Below are 21,745 nucleotides of genomic sequence, written 5' to 3' on the forward strand. Positions count from 1 at the left end.
CATCAACCGTTTGGTGATGATGGCGGAAGGGAACCACGCGTACCCATCCCGAACACGAACGTTAAGCCTTCCAGCGTCGATGGTACTTGGACCGCAGGGTCCTGGGAGAGTAGAACGTCGCCAAGCAGCAGAAAATCCCCATGAATTGGGGATTTTTTTTATGAAGAGAAGAAAGTATAAAACTATTGAGGGATCCAGGGTTCGGGGAAGTATTTCTGCGCCACAGATCTCAAAAAGTTAAGGCGTGTCCAGTGAGACTAGAACATTTAGCTGTGACCGAGCGTACAACCGGCTTTTTCGTGATATAATAAGCAGGTATAGCTGTATTGTATCGTGGGGGGAAAGGAGGGCAAGCCGATGTTTACTGCGGCAAACAAGAAAATAGAAACATTCGAAGGTAAACGCTTTCCTTTCAAAATGAGCATACAGCGGGACAGGCATTTTCTGGTCAATTCACATTGGCACGAGCACTTGGAATTAATTAAAATTGTACAAGGACCGGCAAGGCTTCAGATCGATCAACATAGCTTTGACGCCGAAACGGGCGAAATTTATTTTATTAACAGCTGTCAGATTCATTCCGTCACCTCTTTCCCTGGAGCTAACTGCGTCATTCAAGGGATGGTGTTCGACAAGACGCTGTTGTTTTCTCAGGAAAATTTGGAAATGAGGCACCTGCTGTCCCTTTTCCTCAGGTCGGATAAAGTTGCAAACAGGTATGTAAAGACCCATCCACTGTGGCCGGGACTGAATTTCGAGATGGACACCGCATACCAGGAGTACACCGAAGCGGAAGTGGGGCATGAATACAGCATTCTCTCCAGCGTGTATAGAATCATTGTCCCCATGCTGCGTCTATATGAGAAAGACTTGAACAGCGGCCCTCCGCGCCATTACGCCAACCAATACATGCGGCTGAAGCCAGCCATCGATTACATGGAGGAACATCTTGCCGATAAAGTGTATATGGAAACGGTTTGCGAGAAGGTCAATATGAGCCTTTACTATTTTTCCAGCCTGTTTAAAAAAGTTTTCGGCATGCCTCCGGTACAATACTTGATCCAACTGCGTATCGATCACGCTAAGCGGCTATTGCTCGATGAGGAAAGGTCCATCACGGAAATTGCCGAGCTCTGCGGGTTTTGCAACATTAATTATTTTGACAAAGTATTTAAAGAGAAGAGCGGATTTACGCCAATGGATTTTCGCAAGCGGTATGTCCATCAGGGTTAACTATGGAGGAATCAAGCCATGTCTGTCCAAGCAGGCGGGCATTCGGTATAGTCCTCTCCGTTGAAACGAATATGAGTATAGCCACGTGAAAGAGGCTGCCGTATAATTGGCAGCCTCTGTTTGAAGTACGCGCAGCATGAGCATCATCTCTACAATGAAAGTCCGGAATCGGGACTGGCTACTTGGGACCGCTGTTTGCGACAGCATGTACGGTGGCATGAGAAGGCGGGACTAGCCGCCCCATTTACTCGAATGAATATACACCGATCCCAGCATAAAGCTATTCGACGAAAGTCGTTACGCTTTTCGGTGCAAGCGTGTACTCAAAGCTGCCGCCGCCCGTCGTATAGTTTCCGATCGATGCTATATTTTCCGTGCCACTCGTTCGGTATACCGCGACCGATGTGCCGGTCATCCCGTTAATCGTTACGGTTATAGGCTCGGAAGAACGATTGGCCGCAACGAGCGCCGCTTTGTTCGTTGCCGTGTTTTTGGCTGCCGTCACGGTGACGTAGCTGTTGCCGCTGTCTGCCTTCACGTTGCGATCTCCCGGCCGGATGAAGCGGCTGAATTGCCCCATCGTATACAGCCTCTTGTTGATGGTATACGTGCCATCGAGTTTCAGATCGACGAGCGATTGGCGAGAAACGCCGGAAGTGGCCGCGGTAGGCTTCGTAACAAACCACCAATACAAGTATGAGCTGTAGCCCTGCTCCAATGCGGCACTGATTTGATCGGCGACCGCAAGTCCCCCTTCAATCGTAGAATCGTTCGGATCAGGCATGCTGTATTCCATCATAAATAACGGTTTGTTAAACTTGCGCAGATCATAGTTATAAACGTCATAGGTATCCCATGCATAGAAATGAGTGGCGATATAATCGAGCTTTTGTATGACCGCCGAATCCATCTGATTTAACAATTTAAACGACGAGCCCAGGTGCCCGCCTTCAGGGGCTCCGATTCCTACATCGATTCCATCCATCTTGAACGCCTCATACACAGTGGATACCACGCTGCTCATCTCCGGTCCCGTATAAATCGCCGATGCATAATCCATCAACGCTTCGGGCTCATTCTGGATACTGAGCCAGTTGACGTCGTATCCGTAGTCTTCCTTGTATTTTTTGGCCCAGGTCAGCAAATACTCGGCAAAGTCGTCATAATGCTCCGGCTTCAGATGGCCTCCGCGAATCGCGGACGCGTTGTCCTTCATCCAGGCCGGAGGGCTCCAAACCGATGCGGCGAACCGCATAGTGGGGTTGCGGCTGATCGCCTGATCGGCGAACCACCTTTGATGGATATCCGTATCAAAGTCCCATACGCCCGGTGTAGGCTCTATCGAAGCCTGGAATGCATTTCTCGGATCGGGATCGCTTTTCGTGAACGGATTAATTTCAAGTCTGACGATATTGAGACCGGCTTCATCGTCTTCCATGCCGAAAAATTTATCAAGCAGCAATTGCTGCGTCGTCGTATCGATGCTCATGAAGTCGTAGACCGGGTCGTTGGCCGTAGCGCCGAAGCCCCATATTTCCTGCTGAACCGTATTTTTGTCCACCTGAATGAGATTGGCCTTCTTCGATACGATCGTAACAATCTTGTCTTCCGCATTCCATGATACCGTCGCTTCCAGCGCATCGGCGACAAAGTGCGCCGGCACCATCAGTACCCCATCCTTGAGGTATGCCGATCCAGCGAGGGCGACATTCGAGCCGTTCACCTGCGCAATGGATTCGCCGGCGGTTATCTGGCTCGTTCTGCCGTCCTTTACGGCCGTCGCCGTCAGCGTCTGTTCATTCCACGACACATCGGCTCTCAATGTGGCGAAGGTTTTGGGCAACTGCAGATATGGAATGCTGTTTTTCGTCTCCGGCTTGCCGTTCAAGTACACGACCGGTTTGCCGTCCACGACGGCCTGCATCGCTTTGGGAGGGATTCGCGAAGGCGGAATTTCCGTCGTCACGCCGGTCTTCACGACTTCCACATCGTCGATGTACAGCTTGCCGACAACGTCGGTATAACCGGGGAGCGACATTTGCTCGATCGCGATGCCGTAAACGGGGTCCACCCCGATCGTATACGGAAGCGTAATTTGCACCCAGTCCTGATCGGTGACGAGCGCCCGGTAATTGGCTCTGTCGTTGTAGTAGCCCGTGTTGGTTAGCGTGCCGTCAATATCGATGACGGAAAGGTGGAAGTAGCCGGCCTTTACGGGGCTGGTGGAATCCACTCTGGCATAGAGGGACAAGTTGTACTGCGTGCCCGGGGTCGCATCGAGCCCCGTGAAAGCGTCGTTTATTTTGACCCGGTTATACAATTCCGTTCGTCCGGCAATGTGAACGCTTTTGCCGCCATATACGCCGTGTACGACGGTATTGTCCAGCGACAAATTCCAGAGCGCTTGCCCGCCTCCAACGCCGATATTCGCGTTCTGTATGCTGGTAGCGTCATCGTACGTAATATGTTTCGAGGTCGGCGGCGGCACTTCGGCGATCTCTACGTCGTCAATATGGAACACCGGCACCGTTTGGGTCCAGCTTCCGGAGCCGATCTGTTCGACGGCTATCCCATACACCGGGTCTCCGGTCGCCAAGTACGGAAGCGTCAGCTTCGTCCAGCCGTCCTGGCCGACCAAAAATTTATAATTAGTCGTGTCGAAATAATATGGCGGGTCCGATGGCTGCTTCGTGCCAGGATATGTCACGACGGACAAGAAGAAATATCCGTTCGTCACGCTGCTGCTCGCGCCAACCTTTGCCCACACGGAAATGTCGTAATGCTTGCCTGCCTGCATATCGAGACCGTCAAAAGCATGCGTTATTTTTAACCGGTTATATGGCTGTGTGCGTCCGCCAATTTTAATGCTTTTCCCGGAATTGCCGCGGTAAACGGCGGAATCCAGACTAACATTGGACATGCTCAATCCACCGCCGGCTTCCAAATTCGCCTGCGAGATGTTCGAATACACGTCGAACGTAATGCTGACGGACGGCAAGGGTGATCCCGATCCGCCGCTTTCTTCGGCCTGTGCCTCGGAGACGAAACCGAACATTTGGAGCAATAAACTAAATACCAAACATAAGCGCAAATAGTAGCCTGTATATGGTCTCTTCCATGCATTTTTCATGACAGAGGCCCCTTTCGAATGGTTTTGATCGATGCGCCGCTATACGCATGCAGGATGTTTAGAGGGAAGGCGATGCGCGGAGAGGGGCCGGGCCGGGCGTTTTCCTGTCGAGGCGGTCCCAGCCAATGGCCTCTTGAGGCCCGTCCGAAGAGTTTCGCCAGACCCCGCAGCCGCCATGCTCATCGCAGTTCAGCGCAACTCGTTGTCGTCTTTCAGGTGCATCTGTACCGGGTTCAACAGGCCGCGGCGCTATTTAACTGCGTTCGCTTCCACGCGTTTGTTAACTTTGTCTTCGGCTTCCCTCAGGGCGGTGTTCAGATCTTTGCCGTTCATATATTCCTCGAAGCTTTTGAAAACCAGATCTCTGCCGAGCGAATTGTACTGCGAAAATTCCGGCGCCGTAGGAGACGTGCTTTTGAAAATGGATTGCAAATTTTTACCTTTGAGAAACGGCATATCCGCTCCGAGCGCCTTCTTCATCTCCGGATTTTTCAGCGAGGACAACCGCGCCGTTGTCTTCGCGCTCTGCATCTGCACCTCATCCGAGGACATGACGCTTAGAAACTGTGCCGCCTGATCCTTGTATTTGCTCGTTTTGGCAATGAGGAAAAGCTGCGAATCGACATGGTTGTACAGGTTCGGCTTCTCCTTGAAGCTCGGATATTGCGCCAAATCCCAGTTCAGGCCAAGCTTGGTTGCCTCTTCGAGACCGATATTGAGCAAATTGTTGTACGGAAGCATCGCGATCGTCTGATCTTTCATAAACCAGTTGCGGGCTTGGAACGAGTTCAGCTTTTCCGGCCTGTTGTGGGGAATACTCCAAATTTCTTTGGCTGTTGTAAATATGGTCCGCCATCCGTCCGTATTTACGACGGCCCGGTTCGTCTTGGAGTCGACGTAGGTAAGCGATAGCGGCATGGCCATGCGGGCGATCGTATCGGGATCAAGTCCCCGGTATTCGACGCCGTTGTCCAGGCGTGATACTTTTTTGGCGACCTCAATCGCGTCTTCCCATGTCATGCCGTCCTTTGGATAAGGGACGCCGAACTTGTCGAATATATTCTTGTTGTAATAAAGCGCGCTGAAGTGGGCGAAGAAGGGCAAGCCGTACAGTTCGCCCTTGTCTGACTTGGCGCTGGCAAGCATAGCCGAATCGAAACGTTCCAGATTCACCTGATGCTTCTTCATGAGCGGGGTTATATCCTCAAGCAGATCCAGCATCTTGTACGTGCCGATATCCATGTTGTTCGTATAGATGAGATCCGGCGGCTGCCCGGCTGCGACCAGCTCGGCAATCGTCGTTCCTTTGCCCTGCCGGATCGGCTCCACGCTAATTTGCGGAAATTTTTTCTTGAGCGGCGCCACAATCAGCGTGTTCAGATCTTCGTCGGTGATCGAGCTGTTGGATACATACACCTTCAAGGTCGCAGGGCTCGTATTGACAACCGGTGTGCCCGGCGCATCGGATTGGCCATTAACGCCGCCGGTTCCCGAATTGGTTCCCCCGCAGCCTGCCAACGCCGTAATCATGGCGAGCATGGATAATCCTGTTATCGTTTTGTTCGGCTTCATTCAAACTCTCCTCCTGATTAATATAATATAATACCGAAATAAAGCGCTTTCATTTAAATGCCTTTGAAGGTCAAGGGCAACGGCATCTGCGGTCGATCCACATTTGCCGGCATGAAGGCGTCAAAATTTCAGCTAGGTGCGGTCAACAACGGCGAGAACACGTTGCTTCCAGCAAGAAACGCCGATTCGACTCCCCTTATTGCATATACCTCGATGTTGGGGTATGCCTCCCTCCTTAAACTTACAGTTCGCTTTTCATTTATACTATAACGGATGATCTTTTTGAAATTCTACCTAACTTTATTGAAGAAATTTAAGTTTTTTTGCTGTTTTACAAGTTCGCGCTCAACGATTGAGAACGCAGAAGAGACAGTAGATATGTATCGCCTAAAGCAGCTCAGAAAGCTGCCTATGGCATTTAACGAATTCTCCATGTGCAAGCAAGCCGACATGAGCAGGCCGCGAGCAGCCGTCATATTGACATGACAGCACAAGGAAGGTTATAATTTATTTTCAATAGTGCATATTTGGAAAGCGTTGAAGAAATACAGTAGGTCATAGCCCATTAGCCAGAGAAAAGGCTTTGTACGGTAGTGTGCACGTCGTACGCACCGTCCAGCTGTGAAAGCCTTTCTAATGAAGGATGACTGAACGCTCATTTCTGAGCGCGGATGAGAAGGCCGGCGTTGATTGGGACGCATGGTTCGAAAAACCCGCCGGCGGGAGCCGTTACAATCCGTTCTGAGGAGATTGCGTTACGTTCCGTAAGGAAAGCGCAATAACCAGGGTGGTACCGCGAGCACATCGTCCCTGTTACAGGGGCGATTTTTTATGTTTTTTACACAAATATTCCATTTCAGATGGACAACTGACAACGTTGATTCATCGTTGCAGCAGTTGCAAATATAGGAGGAGCTATCGATGAAAGCCAGTGAAATTCGCGCAAAATGGTTGAAGTTTTTTGAAAGCAAAGGCCATAAGATCGAGCCGAGCGCACCGCTTGTTCCGCATAACGACCCGTCGCTGCTCTGGATTAATGCCGGGATGGCGCCGCTAAAGCCTTATTTTGACGGCCGTGTCGTGCCGGACAACCCGCGGATTGCCAACTCGCAAAAGTGTATCCGCACCAACGATATCGAAAATGTAGGGAAAACGCGCCGTCACCATACGTTTTTCGAAATGCTCGGTAACTTTTCGATCGGCGATTACTTCAAAGAAGAAGTGATCACGTGGGCGTGGGAATTTTTGACCGACCCGCAGTGGATCGGCTTCGATCCGAATCGTTTATCCGTAACGGTGTACCCGGAGGATACCGAAGCGTTCGAGCTGTGGAACAAAAAAATCGGTCTGCCGGCGGAACGCATTTACAAACTGCAGGAAAACTTCTGGGATATCGGCGAAGGCCCGTGCGGCCCGTGTACCGAGATTTTCTACGATCGCGGCGACGCATATGGCGACCTGAACGATCCGGAATGCTGGCCGGGCGGAGAGAACGAGCGGTTCCTTGAAGTATGGAACCTCGTATTCTCGCAGTTTAACCACAACAAGGACGGCAGCTACACGCCGCTTCCGAACAAAAATATCGATACGGGCGCAGGGCTGGAGCGTTTTGCTTCGATTCTGCAGGACGTTGACAGCAACTTCGACACCGATCTGTTCCAGCCGATCATTCAAAAAACGTGCGAGCTGGCCGGAGTGAAATATAAGCAAAATGAAGAGTACGATGTCGCGCTCAAAGTGATCGCCGACCATATTCGTACGGTTGCCTTCTCCGTAGGCGACGGCGTGCTGCCGTCCAACGAAGGACGCGGGTACGTTATCCGCCGTTTGCTGCGCCGCGCAGTGCGTTACGGCAAAGTGCTTGGCATGGATAAGCCGTTCCTGTACTTGCTGACGCCGATCGTAGGCGACATTATGGGCGTATACTATCCGGAAGTGGTGGAAAAGCGCGAATTCATCGAGCGCGTGATTCGCACAGAGGAAGAGCGTTTCCATGAAACGCTGTCCGACGGATTGGCCATTTTGGCGGAGCTTGTAGAGAATGCGCGCAAAGAAGGAAGCAACCAAATCAGCGGTCCGGATGCGTTTAAATTGTACGACACCTACGGCTTCCCGTTCGACTTGACGGAAGATTTCGCTGCGGAAAAGGGGCTTACGGTTGACCGCGACGGCTTCGACCGGTCGATGCAGGAGCAGCGGGACCGCGCCCGCGCCGCGCGCCAAGAGTCGGAAAGCATGAAGGTACAAGGCGGTCCGCTCGCCGACTTTACGGTTAAAAGCGAATTTGTTGGTTATACTGAATTGGTAACTACTGCTAAAGTGATCGCGATTGTGCATGAGAACCAATTCGTCGATTTGGTCGGAACGGGTGAAACGTGCCAAGTTCTACTGGATCAGACGCCATTCTATGCGGAAAGCGGCGGTCAAGTCAGCGACCACGGCTATATTACAGCTGGCGACTCAGTGCTCAAGGTGGAAGATGTGAGCAAGGCGCCGCACGGACAGCACGTGCATACGGTCGTCGTGGAAGCCGGCGTTCTGCGCAAAGGTGATTCCGTGCAAGCGACGGTCACGCAAGAAGTGCGTGAGGATATCATCAAAAACCATACGGCTACGCATTTGCTGCACAAAGCGCTGAAAGAAGTGCTCGGCGACCACGTAAACCAAGCGGGCTCGCTGGTGGCGCCGGAACGGCTTCGTTTCGACTTCTCCCATTTCGGAAGCATTACGCCGGAAGAACTGCAAGATATCGAACAGCGCGTCAATGCGCAAATTTGGAAGAGTACGGCGGTAAAAATTTCCCTGAAGCCGATCGCAGAAGCGAAGGCTATGGGGGCTATGGCGCTGTTCGGTGAGAAGTATGGCGAGGTGGTACGCGTTGTGCGCGTCGGCGGCTACAGCTTGGAATTGTGCGGCGGCTGTCACGTAGACAATACGAGTCAGATCGGATTATTCAAAATCGTAAGCGAGTCGGGCATCGGCTCCGGCATTCGCCGGATCGAAGCGGTAACCGGCCGCAATGCGTATCAATATTTGGATGGACAGCTGCAATTGCTTCGCGAAGCGGCCGGTCTGCTCAAATCGAACATTGCCGACGTACCGAAGCGGATCGAAGCTTTATATGTCCAGCTTAAGGATGTATCGCGCGAAAATGAATCGCTTAAGGCGAAGCTCGGCGGCATCGAAGCCGGTTCCTTGACGGAACAGGCCAAATCGGTGAATGGCGTGACATTGCTTACGGCGCAAGTAAATGCAGGCGACATGGAATCGCTCCGCAATATCGTCGACCAAATGAAAAATAAGCTCGGCTCGGCAATCATCGTACTCGGCGCGGCTGCGGAAGATAAAGTAAATCTCGTGGCTGCGGTAACGCCCGATTTGGTGTCCAAAGGCTACCACGCCGGAAAGCTGATCAAAGAAGTGGCTGCACGCTGCGGCGGCAGCGGCGGCGGTCGTCCGGACATGGCGCAAGCCGGAGGCAAGGACGCGTCCAAGCTGCAAGAAGCGCTGCAAAGCGTGGAACAGCTCGTACAATAGATTGCAATGGCAAGCGGCGAAAGCTTCGAGAGAAGCTTTTCGTCCGCGCGCAATTAAGGTGCGAACCACGCAATAATGGCTCGGAATTTGTGTCTGACAGCGGACAATTCTCTATAAAGAACGCTATTTCTCAATAAATTTCAGGCTGTCAAGAGGAATTATTAGGAAAATAGCGAATAGAGAGTTATAATAAGGTTAGGGGGTGCTGTAGTATGAGCTCGATGGATAAAACAATGAAGTTTAACGTCAAAGCAGAAGAGATTGAAACGTCGCCGAAAGAAGTTATTTTGGCAGTGTACGACGCACTTCAGGAAAAAGGCTATAACCCGATTAATCAGATTGTTGGTTATTTGCTTTCAGGCGATCCGGCATACATTCCGCGCCATAACAATGCAAGAAGCATTATCCGGAAACGGGAACGGGATGAACTGATCGAGGAGCTCGTCCGATCATACCTGCAGCAAAATAAATAATGACGTCATGTTGATAACGGACTCCTTTGTTTGATGGAGGACCCGTTGCGATATGTTGACAACTGTCTCTCTCTCTAGATTACGGAGTAACAGTTGCAACGGGGGAGCGGTTATGCGTTTAATGGGATTGGACTATGGGGACAAGACGATCGGCGTCGCGGTCAGCGATGAGCTCGGCTGGACCGCTCAGGGACTTGAAGTCATTCGACGGACGACCGCAGAGCGGGACACCGCTAGGCTGCGGGAGATCATGGCTGCTTACTCCGTCGGCGAAATCGTGGTCGGTTTGCCCAAAAATATGAACAACACGATTGGGCCGCGTGGTGAAATTTGCATCGCATTCGCCCAAAGTTTGCATGAAACACTACAAGTACCCGTGCATATGTGGGATGAACGGCTAACGACGGCTTCGGCGCAGCGAACGCTGCTGGAGGCGGACGTCAGCCGTAAGAAACGCAAGCAGGTCATCGATAAGATGGCCGCTGCGCTTATATTGCAAGGATATATGGATGCCCATTCTAAATGATCAAAGAGGTGATCGATTTGTCTAAGGATCAAACCAACGACCAGGAACAGCTTCTGGAGGAGCCGGAAATCATCATTATTCCGGACGACGAAGGCAATGAAGAGGAATTTGAAGTCATCATGAAGTTTGAAGTGGATGGCTCGGACAAAAAATACATGATGGTCGTTCCGGTTGATGCCGACGAGGAATCGGATGAAGTGTACGCGTTCCGTTACGAAGAAGACGGAGACGATCTTCAATTGTACACGATCGATGATGAAGAGGAATGGAACATTGTCGAGGAAACGTTCAACACGCTGATGGAAGAAGCGGACGACGAAGAAGAAACGAAATAACAGGGCATAACAGGCGCTTTTAACTCATGCGGTTAAGCGCCTGTTTTTTATATGGATGCCGCACACGGAAAAAAGAAGCAAGCGTTGAATATAATAACGGCTTACACGGCAAGCGGGGTCCGTATTATAACTTCCATGTCCGAATATGATATGATGGTAAGTAGCGGCAAGTTTATAAAAGTAAAAAGACCTGGAGCGATCCATTTGCGGGTAGTTGTCAGGTAAAGGAGGATATAGCGTTGTACCGGATTTCGGATGTCACACCTTCGCAGCAGTTGCGGGAAGCTTTCGGAGATGATATTATTTTGTATGACGAGCAACAGGAATCCGTCGTTTACCGCATTGTTTCCGAGTTTACGCTGCAAGGGCAAGGTTATGCCATGCTGGAGAAAGCGAAGCCCGGCAAAGAGGATGAACCGGAAATTTTCCGGGTCACGAAGGAAACGGACGGCAGCCTAACACTTCAAACGATCGAAGATGACGATGAATGGGAGACCGTCTCCGAACTCTTCGACGAGCTGACTTTTCCGGCTGACGAACAATTATAATTTACGGTTAAGGTAAATTGTTGCCCGAGCGGAGATGATCCGCTCTTTTTCGTTTGTATGCCGAGGCTTCGGGATCAGGCCAAGGCGGCTGACCGGTAGTGGAAGGACGAACTGCAATGAAACGGGTAGTGTTACGAATCAGCGCCATAATGATCATACTAATAATAGGCAGCGGAGCAGGCTTCGCTTTGCATGTCGGCAAAGCGCTTCAGCCCATGCCGGCAGCACCCGAGATACAGCGGATTTCTTATCCACCCGGCACGACGACAGCGCAGCTCGCCGCGCAGCTGCAAGACAAAGGAATCGTACGGGATGCGCGCATTTTTACATGGTACCTGAAATTCAAGAAAGAAGGCTCACGCTTTCAGGCCGGCGAGTACGATATGTCGCCCGGGATTGCCCCCGATCGCATTATCGGGCTGCTCAATCGCGGGGAAACGGTCAAAGAAGAAATGCTGCGTCTTACCGTACCGGAAGGGTACACGGTCCGGCAAATTGCCGAAAAGCTGCAGCCGTTCGGGATCGAAGCGGACGAATTTGTCCGGCAGGCGCAAAGCTTCAAGCCTAAAGGCGAATCGTTGGCGGCGTCCATTCCGAACGATCCGGCGCTCAAGTGGCGGCTGGAAGGGTATCTTTTCGCTGAGACGTATGAGTGGAAGAAGGACGTTAAGCCGCAGGACATGCTTGAGAAAATGATCGCCGAGCTGGACAAGAAGCTGGAGGGACTGCCTCCAGGCTGGCAGGAGACGCTGAAGCAGCGGGGGCTCAGCTTTCACGAGGCGCTGACACTGGCATCGCTGATCGAACGCGAAGTCGTGCTGGACGAAGAACGGGCGCTTGTCAGCGGGGTTATCGCCAATCGTCTCAAGCAGGGCATGCCGCTGCAAATCGACGCGACGGTGCAGTATTTATTCGATAAATCGAAGGACCGTCTTTTCGAGAAAGATTTGCAGATCGAAAGCCCGTACAACACGTATTTGAACAAAGGCTTGCCGCCGGGACCGATTTCCAGCCCAAGTCTGGCGTCGATTAGCGCCGCCATATTCCCCGCGGAAACGAACTATTTGTTCTACGTTACCAAAAAAGACGGCAGCAAAGGTCATTTGTTCGCTGAAACGTACGAGCAGCATAAGAAAAACATTGAGGACAGCAACAAAGTCGCCAGCAGCGGGACGAAGCCTTAATGATAACAAACAAGCAATGCAATAAACGATAAAGACGGTGATAGGTTATGCAAACGGAGCTGTTGATTACGGCCGGCTCAGTGGAAGAAGTCAGGCGTTATATCGCCGCGGGAGCGAATGCGGTCATTGTCGGTGAACACCGGTTTGCGCTGCGGATGCCCGGCGAAGTGACGCTGCCGGAGCTCGCTGACGTCGTGCCCTGGGTTCACGAGCAAGGAGCCAAAGTGTACGTGGCGGTCAATAATATTATGGAGAACGATATGCTTGGAGACTTGTCCGCGTATATCGCAAAGCTCGGCGAGCTCCAAGTCGATGCGATTGCGTTCGGCGATCCCGCCGTGCTGATGGCGGTGCGTCAGGCCGCGCCAGGATTGCCAATGCACTGGAACGCGGAGATGACGTCCACTAATTACGCAACCGCTCGCTATTGGGCAAGCAAAGGCGCAGGACGCATCGTGCTGGCGCGGGAGCTCAATCTGGACGAAACGCTCGAGATCAAGCGGCAGCTCGGCGATGAAATGGAAGTGCAAGTGCAGGTGCACGGCATTACGAACATTTACCATTCGAAGCGGAGCCTGCTGACGAATTATAAGGAGCATCAGGGCCGTCCGGAGGAGCTTGACAAGCTGACGCTCGGACAGGAGGAAGGGTTGTTCCTGATCGAGCAGGAGCGCCAAAATGAGCGCTATCCGGTGTACGAGGATCAGAACGGTACGCATATTATGAGCTCCGACGATATTTGCATGCTGGACAGTCTGCATGAGCTGCTGGAGGGCGGATTGGACAGCTTGAAGATCGACGGACTAATGAAGTCAGTGGAGTACAATGAGACGGTCGTCCGCAGCTACCGTCAGGCGATCGACGCTTACGAAGCGGATCCGGCCGGGTATGAATTTCAGGAACAATGGCTCGATGCGATCCGTGAGCTGCAGGACCCGAGACGCGAACTGTCGTATGGTTTCTTTTATAAAGAGCAAGTGTATTAATAAAAAATGGCTTTAAGCGAGGTGGAAAGAGATGACTTTGGTTCGGGAACAACTATTGGGCAAACGGGTGCGGCTGGAGAAGCCGGAGCTGCTGGCGCCGGCGGGCAGTCTGGAAAAATTAAAGTTCGCCGTACATTACGGAGCGGATGCGGTGTACATTGGCGGACAGCAATACGGCCTGCGGTCGAATGCGGACAACTTCACGTTCGAAGAGATGCGGGAAGGGGTCGAGTTTGCGGAAAAATACGGCGCGAAAGTGTTTGTCGCTACGAATATTTATGCGCATAACGAAGATATTTCCGGCCTGGAAGACTACTTGCGGGGCATTCAAGACGCAGGTGTGCATGCGATTATCGTAGCCGATCCGATTATTATCGAAACGTGCAAACGGGTCGCTCCGAAGCTGGAGATTCACCTCAGCACGCAGCAGTCGACGATGAACCGCGGCGCCGTGCAATTCTGGAAAGATGAAGGCATCGACCGCGTCGTGCTGGCACGAGAGGTGAGCATGGAAGAAATCGTCGATATCAAGAAGAACGTCGATATTGAAATCGAAGTGTTCGTGCACGGCGCGATGTGCAGCTCGTTTTCGGGCCGCTGCGTGCTGTCGAATCATTTTACCGACCGGGATTCGAACCGCGGCGGGTGCTCGCAGTCTTGCCGCTGGAAGTACGATCTATTTACGACCGAGGAAGACAGGTCGCAGCAGCAGATCGGTATGAAAGAGCTGCCGCTGTTCCAGGAAGGCGACAATCCGTTCTCCATGAGCTCGAAAGATCTTGCGATGATCGAGCATTTGCCGGAGCTCATTCGCTCGGGCGTGGACAGCTTCAAAATCGAAGGCCGGATGAAAAGCGTGCATTATGTAGCAACGGTCGTCAATGCGTACCGTCAGGCCATCGACGCTTATTTCGAAGACCCCGAGCATTACGAAATGAAGCCGGAATGGTTGTATGAAATCCAGAAGGCGGCGAACCGGCCGCTGAATACCGGGTTTTTCTTTGACCATCCGGGTCACGAAGATCATATTTTCGAGCCGGAAGACAAGGCGGCGCCGTACGATTTCGTCGGCGTGGTGAAATCGTATGATGCGGCAACGAAGATGGCACTCATTCAGCAGCGCAATCACTTCAAGCCGGGCCAGGAAGTCGAGTTTTTCGGGCCGAAGGGTACGTTCTTCAAGCAGACCGTCTCCGAACTGCACAGCGAGGATGGAGAACAACTGACGGCTGCTCGTCATCCGCTGCAGCTCATTCGCATGCAGGTGGATCATCCGGTGCACCCGATGGATATGATGCGCAAAAAGATTGGTAAATAACCTTAACAATAACGATATTTGACACCAGATAAAGCTCCTTACCAAGACGTTTTGTCCGACACAGTGGATGGCCGCATCCGCTTTTCGGGCAGAACGTCTTTTTTGCTTAACGGCCCGTTATCGATATTGAATTTGCGTTATTTATAGAAATCGCGATCTGGGATAATCTAAGCGTAGGCCCAATAGCGGTGATCGAATCCAATCATAACATCGAGGGCAATATGCAGCATTCCAGGGAGGTCCACGAAATGAATAATACATGGAAACGGATCATGAGCGTAAGTATGGCATCTGTCTTAACGGCAGGATTGCTGGCCGGATGCGGAGGCGGCGCGCAGAAACCTGCGGAAGGCGGGCAAGGGCAAGCCGCGGCGAAGCCGTTCCAAGGCAAGAAGCTGACGCTCGTCACGGCAAACCATCCGTGGGGCGAGGCAATCAAGCCGCTCATACCGAAGTTTGAGGAACAAACGGGGATGAAGGTGGAGCTGCAAAGCTTCTTCGAGGATCAGCTGACGCAAAAGCTGACCGTCCAATTCACGACGGGGGCGACAACGCCGGACGTGTTCATGTATCGTCCATTGCAGGAAGGCAAGCTGTTCTACAAGAACGGATGGGTACAGCCGCTTGACGAGTATGTCGGGAAAGATGCCAATTACGACTTCAACGATTTCTCCAAATCGGCCGTAGGCTCGACGACGGTAGACAAGAAGCTGACGGGCATACCGGTCATTACCGAGCAGGAAATCCTTTATTACCGCAAAGATTTGCTGCAAAAAGCGGGCATCGCGGTGCCGAAGACGCTTGACGAGCTCGTAGCCGCGGTCAAAAAGCTGCATGACCCGAAAAATGAAATGTACGGCTTTGTCGCCCGCGGCCAGCGCTCGCCGCTCGTAACGCAAGTATCCTCCTTCCTGTACTCGGAAGGCGCGGACTTCATGAAGGACGACAAAGCAACGGTCAATACGCCGGAGGCGCTCAAAGCTTTCGGAACGTACGCCACCTTGCTTAAAGATTACGGCCCTCCGGGCGTCATGAACATGTCGTGGCCGCAAGCGATCGGCATATTCGCGCAAGGGAAAGTCGCTTTTTATACCGATGCGAACTCGATCTACAACAACGCGACCGACAAGGAAAAATCGGTTGTCGCCGATAAAGTGGGCTTCGCGGTATTTCCGGGCGGAGCGGCGGGCTCCAAGCCTTACAATATTACATCCTGGGGTCTGGCGATGAACTCCAAGTCGGCGAACAAGGATGCGGCATGGGAATTCATCAAGTGGGCGACAAGCAAAGAAGTCGTTCTCCAGACGCAGCAAAAAGGCAACCCTGGCGCGCGGATGTCCGTATGGGATAAGCCGGAAGGCACAACCGGATTCCCTGCCGAGCTCGTTCCGGTCATTAAGGAATCGTCCAAAGGCGGCGTGGACCATGACCGTCCGACCGTCATCAGCGTAGGGGAAGCCCGCGATGCCGTTGGAGCGATCGTGCTCAAAGCGATTAGCGGCGAAGATATTAAGGCTGCTGCAGAGCAGGCGAATAAAGAGCTGCAGGCGATTATTGACAAAGATAAAACGAAGTGATGAACCAATAGCAATGAAAGCAATACGATGCGAGAGAGTGCTTTCCTGGCAGCTACAGAAGCCGACCTAACGGGAGGCCCTCTCTTTTGTTTTGTTCATCCGGGATGAACGGCTAAATCAAGAATGAAGGAGAGGGGTATGACGATGCCAACCAATTGGTTCGACCGTAACATCAAATGGATCTACACCCTGCCGGCCCTCCTCTTTGTTTTGCTCATGATGGTATTCCCTATTTTGTACACCTTGAGAATCAGCTTCTATGAGTGGAGCATGTCGGCGACCACGCCGCCGAAATGGGTCGGCTTGTCCAACTATATCGATTTATTCAAGGATGGCCGTTTCTGGCATGCGGTCACTTCAACGTTCTACTTTACATTCGCTGCGATCATCATGCAAACGATCCTCGGCGTGGCCATCGCGCTTTTGCTGTACCGCGAATTCCGCGGCAAAAACATCGTGAAGACACTGTTCCTGCTGCCGATGGTCGCTACACCGGTTGCGATGGGTCTTGTATGGCTGCTCATTTATGAGCCGTCGATCGGCGTAGCCAATCAATTGCTGAAAGCGCTGGGACTGCCGCCGATGCTATGGCTCGCCTCCCCGTCGCAGGTCATTCCGTCGCTCGTCATTATCGACATTTGGGAATGGACGCCGATGATCGCGCTGATCGTCATGGCGGGCTTATCCACCTTGCCGTCGGAACCGTACGAAGCCGCGGATGTGGACGGAGCGACCGCATGGCAAAAATTCAGTTACATTACGCTGCCGCTTCTTCGCCCGACGATTATCGTCGCCGTTATGCTGCGGCTGATCGATGTGCTGAAAACGTTCGATATCATTTACTCGACCACCCAAGGCGGGCCGAACCTGGCCTCGGAGACGTTGAACTTGTACGGTTACGTGCTCGGCTTCCAATACTTCAAGCTGGGGATGGCGTCATCGCTGCTCGTGATCTTCTTCGCTTTGGTGCTCGGTCTGACGCTCGCATTGATATGGATTCGTAAACGTCTGGAGGTGTCTTCATCATGAGCGCGACGAAAAGTATGAAAAAAGAACGGCGGGTCAAGGAGATCGTCCTGGGCATTCTGACGTTCATCGTCATCCTGAGTTTCTCGTTCCCGTTCATATGGATGCTGCTCGCCTCCTTCAAGACGCAAGCGCAAATCATGTCCACCAGCCAGTTTTTCTTTTTCACGCCGACGGGGAAAAACTACTCGAAAGTATTCGGGGAATACCAGTTTCTCAAATTCATTTGGAACAGCTTCATTGTCGCCGTAGGCTCAACCGTCGGTTCGTTGATTCTGGGCCTCCCGGCCGCCTATGCGATCGCGAGATACCGGCTTCAAGGGTTGGGGCTTATCATTTTGGTCGCCCGCATTATCCCGGGGATTACGTTCCTGATTCCGTGGTTCATCATTTTCTCGGGCCTCGGTCTGGTGGATACGTATACGGCGCTCATTTTAAGCCATATGCTCGTCGGGCTGCCGTTCATTATCTGGGTCATGATCTCCTTCTTCGAAGGGCTTCCGCATGAGATTGAGGAAGCGGGGCTAATCGACGGCTGCACGCGCAATCAGGTGTTCCGGCGAATCATTTTGCCGATTTCCGGCCCGGGCGTCATTACGTCCTCGCTGCTTTCGTTTATTTTTTCGTGGAACAACTTCATGTTTTCCATTATACTGGCGGGGGATAAAACCAAGACGCTTCCGATCGCCGTATTCAACTTCATGTCCTATTCCGAAATCAACTGGGGCGCTTTGATGGCGGCGGCATGCATGATCACGCTTCCGGTGCTCATCATTGCGCTGCTGGCTCAGCGGTATATCGTCAGCGGACTGGCTGCCGGCGCAGTGAAGGGGTAATCCGCGGCATACGATCGATCGACAGATCAAGGGGTTGACGCAAAAAGATGATGACCGGACCATTCACCATTTTTCGAAAGGCGCTGGCAGCGATCATTGTGCTGCTGGTGCCGATTCTGTTCTTATACAGCTATTCCTACAAGGTCAGCGTTGAGGTCGTGAAGAGCCAGATTCAATCTTCCAGCCTCAATCAGCTGTCCTTTTTCCTTAGCCAATTCGATTCAAACGTGGAGCAGTTGTCGCTCTTCCCAGTCATTCTCAGCTCGGACCCGTATGTCCGGGCTTTTGTCGAGCGGCGGGACGACGGCGGTTTTGACACGATTAAAGAACAATCGAAAGTGTTCGAGAAACTGAGCCTGCAAAGCGTCTCCAGCCCGTGGACGAACGAGTTGACGGTCTATTTGCCGAAAGACCGCAAAGTCGTGTCCTCTAACATTTTCAAAACGTACGACCAGACTTACGTAGCCGAACATGTTCCGATAGCGCAATGGACATATGAGAAAATATCGGTCGGCTCATCGATTGCCGGCCATTTCGCGCGGCAGATCGCCGTTCCGATCAAAGCGGTTACCGTGGAACAAACACAGGCGTTGTTCCAGGTGGCGTTTCCGATCGATAACATTACGCGGATGCTGGACAAAGTCAAAGCGGGGGGCGAGGGGGACCCGTTCTTTTATAAAACGGGATACGATCCTGTCGTCAGCAGCCATCCCGACAGCCGCAAAATCGGCTTGCTGGTGGAAGCGCTGAACGCGGATTCGCCGGATGCCGCGAAGCAAACGATCGGACATCGCGTCGTGCGGATCGAAGACCGCGATTATTCGGTCAATTACGTTCAATCTGCGCAGCTTGGATGGTACTTGGTCGATTATTTGCCGGTCGAGACGATCCTGAGGCCGATTACGACGAGCGGGACGCTTTTTTACGTTACGTTCGCTTTGCTGCTAATTATGGGCGTCGCCGCGGCCCTGCTGCTTTACCGGTATGTCCGCAATCCGATTCAGCGGTTGATGCATGCCGTTCAACGGATGCACAAGGGCGATTTATCCGTGAGGCTCCAGAGCCGGGCGAATAACGAATTCGACTTCCTGTTTCAGCGTTTCAACCGGATGGCGGAGCGGATTCAGGAGCTGGTGGAAGATGTGTACGAGGAAAAAATCCGCGCCCGCGAAGCGACGTTAAAGCAGCTGCAGGCGCAGATCAATCCGCATTTTTTGTACAATAGCCTATTCTTCATTATTAACACGGCGAAAATGGGCGACAAGGAATCGGTCGTCACGATGGCGCAAAGTCTCGCCGAATATTATCGTTACACAACGCGATTGGAAGAACAGAGCGTTCCGCTGCGGGAGGAGCTGGGACTCGTGCAGCATTACTTGAACATTCAAAACTTGCGCATGCAGCGGCTGTATTATGAAATCGACGTTCCGGACGAGATGCTGGAATTGAAAATTCCACGTCTGATGCTGCAGCCGATTGTCGAAAATGCCATTGTACACGGTATCGAACATCAGCCGGGCGAGTGTCTCATTTTTATTAGCGGCACGTCGGAGAACGGCAAGTACCGTCTCGTTGTCGAGGACAACGGGAGGGGCATGACGGAAGAAGAGATGAAGAAGCTGAGAAGGAAGCTGGCGCTGCCGATGGACCGGCATATGGGAACGGGCGTGTGGAACGTTCATCAGCGGCTGCAGTACGCTTACGGGACAGAAGCCGGCCTATTGCTGGAAGCGTCGCCGCTGGGCGGCATGCGCATTACGCTAGCATGGCAGGAAGCGGAGCGGCCCGGTCCGGGAGCAATAGAAGGAGGGGATGCGGATGGCGAGACTGCTGATCGTGGATGACGAAGCGCATGTGGTGGAACGGCTTGCCGGTCTGGTTCCTTGGGACAGCATTCGAGTGACGAAGGTGTACAAAGCGTACTCGGCCTTTGAAGCGTTGGAGCTGCTGGAAGAGCATCCGATCGAGCTGGTCATTACCGATATCCGGATGCCCGGCATGAGCGGATTGGAGCTGGCCGCGGAAATTCAGCGGAAATGGCACAAGACGCGCTGTATTCTGCTGTCGGGCCACGCCGACTTCGCTTACGCGCAGGAAGCGATCGTCCGCGGGACGGCGAACTATTTGCTGAAGCCGGTGACTGACGAGGAGCTGCTGCAGACGGCGCAGGAAGTGCTGCGCAAGCTGGAGGAAGAATGGGCGCAAATCATTTCCCAGGAACGGATCGAGCGGACGCTGCGCGAAAACTTGCCGCAGCTTCGCGGCCAGCTGCTGGCTGAGCTGCTGCAGGGACGGCGCTATTCGAGAGAGGGGCTCGCGAACAAATTAAAGCTGCTTCAGGCGCCCGACCTGATGGATTCCACTTTCGCCATGCTACTGATCCGGCTGGAGGATCCGTTTCCGGGCTACGATGCGCAAAGCATAGCGCTGGTGGAATACGGCATCGGCAATATGGCGGAGGAGCTGTTTGCGCAAGATTTTCAGCTGTGGCAAGGCAAAGATGCGCACGATAACGTCATTTTTCTCGTCAAATGCATCGTGGAGGCAGCGGAGGCGGAGCGAAGCGAGCGTTTGGAGCGAACCGCATCGCAGCTGCAGCATGCGATCCGAACGTACCTGAAAGGCCAAGTATCGATTTTGATCGGCGGGTGGGGCGCCTTCCCCGCCGATCTTACGACCGTGTACGACCGGACGCTCACCGCTCTTCGCCAGCGCGTCGGACGCGAGCAGGAGCTGATTTTGGCCGTTGGCGGTTCGAACGATTTGCCGGGCAAGCTGCCCTTGCTGCACAGCGTATACCAGCTTCCGACGCTCGCCCAGCTTCTTGAGGCAGGGCACTGGGGCAAGCTTGAAGAGCGGATCGATGCCATATTCGCCGAGCTGAAGGGGATGGGAGCGGAATCGGAGGAGTATTTGCTGGAAGTGTTCCTCGCGATTTCTTCGGCGATTACGCAGACGGCGCACAAAAGCGGAATACTGCTGTCCTCGCTGATCGGGACCGACTACGACCGGCTGCTTCAGGGAACGCCTTTCCGAACGTGGAAGCAGCTTCACGACTGGACGCAGGAGGTGTTCGGGCGGTTCAGAAGCCGGTCGGAGGCGGAAACGAAAGACTCGCGGATCGGCTTGATCCGGCAAGTTCGCGAGTTTATCGAGGAAAGCTTGTCCGAGGATGTCTCGCTGCAGGCGATCGCGGATCGCGTGTATTTGCATCCCGTGTACGTTTCCAAAATATACAAGCTGGAAACGGGGGAAAACATTAGCGACTATGTCTACCGTCTCCGTATGGAGAAAGCGGCGCAGCTGCTGCTGAACAGCCAGGAAAAAATATACGAAATTGCCGCGAAGCTCGGCTATCAGCGCGCGCATTCGTTCATCAACGTGTTTAAAAAGCATACGGGCTTGACGCCGCAGGAATACCGGGACCAGCATCTTCCGTCGTAAACAAGACGGTGAATATTTCA

General features: G+C 52.8%; 16 protein-coding genes and 1 rRNA gene. 15 read left to right on the forward strand and 2 right to left on the reverse strand.

Going from position 1 to position 21,745, the window contains the following annotated elements:
• Positions 1-9: 9 nt before the first annotated feature.
• A 5S ribosomal RNA gene (gene rrf / locus ACFQI7_RS35380) occupies positions 10-126 on the forward strand.
• 231 nt (positions 127-357) lie between these two features.
• The gene (locus ACFQI7_RS35385) at positions 358-1,233 is read left to right on the forward strand and encodes an AraC family transcriptional regulator (RefSeq protein WP_218102011.1); all 876 of its coding nucleotides are present in this window, start codon (positions 358-360) and stop codon (positions 1,231-1,233) included.
• 280 nt (positions 1,234-1,513) lie between these two features.
• On the opposite strand, the gene ACFQI7_RS35390 is transcribed toward ACFQI7_RS35385, so the two are convergent.
• Both ACFQI7_RS35390 and ACFQI7_RS35395 read right to left on the reverse strand, forming a co-directional pair.
• Positions 1,514-4,363 (reverse strand): stalk domain-containing protein, encoded by a 2,850-nt coding sequence (locus tag ACFQI7_RS35390; RefSeq protein ID WP_218102010.1) that lies wholly within the window; start codon positions 4,361-4,363, stop codon positions 1,514-1,516.
• 249 nt (positions 4,364-4,612) lie between these two features.
• A complete protein-coding gene (locus ACFQI7_RS35395; protein ID WP_218102009.1) occupies positions 4,613-5,935 on the reverse strand; it encodes an ABC transporter substrate-binding protein in 1,323 nt (440 codons plus the stop codon).
• Positions 5,936-6,856: 921 nt separating this feature from the next.
• On the opposite strand from ACFQI7_RS35395, the gene alaS reads away from it, so the two are divergent.
• The 13 genes from alaS to ACFQI7_RS35460 all read left to right on the forward strand — a co-directional run bounded on the left by alaS (position 6,857) and on the right by ACFQI7_RS35460 (position 21,725).
• The gene (alaS, locus tag ACFQI7_RS35400) at positions 6,857-9,472 is read left to right on the forward strand and encodes an alanine--tRNA ligase (protein WP_218102008.1); all 2,616 of its coding nucleotides are present in this window, start codon (positions 6,857-6,859) and stop codon (positions 9,470-9,472) included.
• A gap of 212 nt (positions 9,473-9,684) precedes the next feature.
• Positions 9,685-9,945, forward strand: coding sequence for an IreB family regulatory phosphoprotein (locus tag ACFQI7_RS35405; protein WP_218102007.1), 261 nt, complete (start codon positions 9,685-9,687; stop codon positions 9,943-9,945).
• 112 nt (positions 9,946-10,057) lie between these two features.
• Entirely contained in the window at positions 10,058-10,471 is a 414-nt protein-coding gene (gene ruvX, locus ACFQI7_RS35410) for a Holliday junction resolvase RuvX (protein WP_218102006.1), read from the forward strand.
• Positions 10,468-10,806, forward strand: coding sequence for a DUF1292 domain-containing protein (locus ACFQI7_RS35415; RefSeq protein ID WP_218102005.1), 339 nt, complete (start codon positions 10,468-10,470; stop codon positions 10,804-10,806). Before ruvX ends, ACFQI7_RS35415 begins: the two co-directional genes overlap by 4 nt.
• Before the next feature lie 239 nt (positions 10,807-11,045).
• Positions 11,046-11,354, forward strand: a complete 309-nt coding sequence (locus ACFQI7_RS35420; protein ID WP_218102004.1) for a DUF1292 domain-containing protein — start codon at positions 11,046-11,048, stop codon at positions 11,352-11,354.
• A gap of 116 nt (positions 11,355-11,470) precedes the next feature.
• Entirely contained in the window at positions 11,471-12,538 is a 1,068-nt protein-coding gene (mltG, locus tag ACFQI7_RS35425) for an endolytic transglycosylase MltG (RefSeq protein ID WP_218102003.1), read from the forward strand.
• Between the two features lie 47 nt (positions 12,539-12,585).
• Positions 12,586-13,524: a peptidase U32 family protein gene (locus ACFQI7_RS35430; RefSeq protein WP_218102002.1), complete on the forward strand. Its 939-nt coding sequence runs from the start codon at positions 12,586-12,588 to the stop codon at positions 13,522-13,524.
• Between the two features lie 31 nt (positions 13,525-13,555).
• The gene (locus ACFQI7_RS35435; protein ID WP_218102001.1) at positions 13,556-14,842 is read left to right on the forward strand and encodes a peptidase U32 family protein; all 1,287 of its coding nucleotides are present in this window, start codon (positions 13,556-13,558) and stop codon (positions 14,840-14,842) included.
• Positions 14,843-15,090: 248 nt separating this feature from the next.
• Positions 15,091-16,419: an ABC transporter substrate-binding protein gene (locus tag ACFQI7_RS35440; protein WP_218102000.1), complete on the forward strand. Its 1,329-nt coding sequence runs from the start codon at positions 15,091-15,093 to the stop codon at positions 16,417-16,419.
• 144 nt (positions 16,420-16,563) lie between these two features.
• Entirely contained in the window at positions 16,564-17,448 is an 885-nt protein-coding gene (locus tag ACFQI7_RS35445; protein WP_218101999.1) for a carbohydrate ABC transporter permease, read from the forward strand.
• Between the two features lie 14 nt (positions 17,449-17,462).
• Complete coding sequence (locus ACFQI7_RS35450; RefSeq protein WP_218102020.1) at positions 17,463-18,281, forward strand: carbohydrate ABC transporter permease; 819 nt, start codon at positions 17,463-17,465, stop codon at positions 18,279-18,281.
• Positions 18,282-18,328: 47 nt separating this feature from the next.
• Positions 18,329-20,125 (forward strand): sensor histidine kinase, encoded by a 1,797-nt coding sequence (locus tag ACFQI7_RS35455; protein WP_230415485.1) that lies wholly within the window; start codon positions 18,329-18,331, stop codon positions 20,123-20,125.
• Positions 20,100-21,725 carry a response regulator transcription factor gene (locus tag ACFQI7_RS35460; protein ID WP_218101998.1) on the forward strand — a complete coding sequence of 542 codons (1,626 nt, stop codon included), beginning with the start codon at positions 20,100-20,102 and terminating at the stop codon, positions 21,723-21,725. The genes ACFQI7_RS35455 and ACFQI7_RS35460 overlap by 26 nt, the downstream gene beginning before the upstream one ends.
• Positions 21,726-21,745 lie beyond the last annotated feature (20 nt).

The organism is Paenibacillus allorhizosphaerae, assembly GCF_042659105.1.
GTDB lineage: Bacteria > Bacillota > Bacilli > Paenibacillales > NBRC-103111 > Paenibacillus_G > Paenibacillus_G allorhizosphaerae.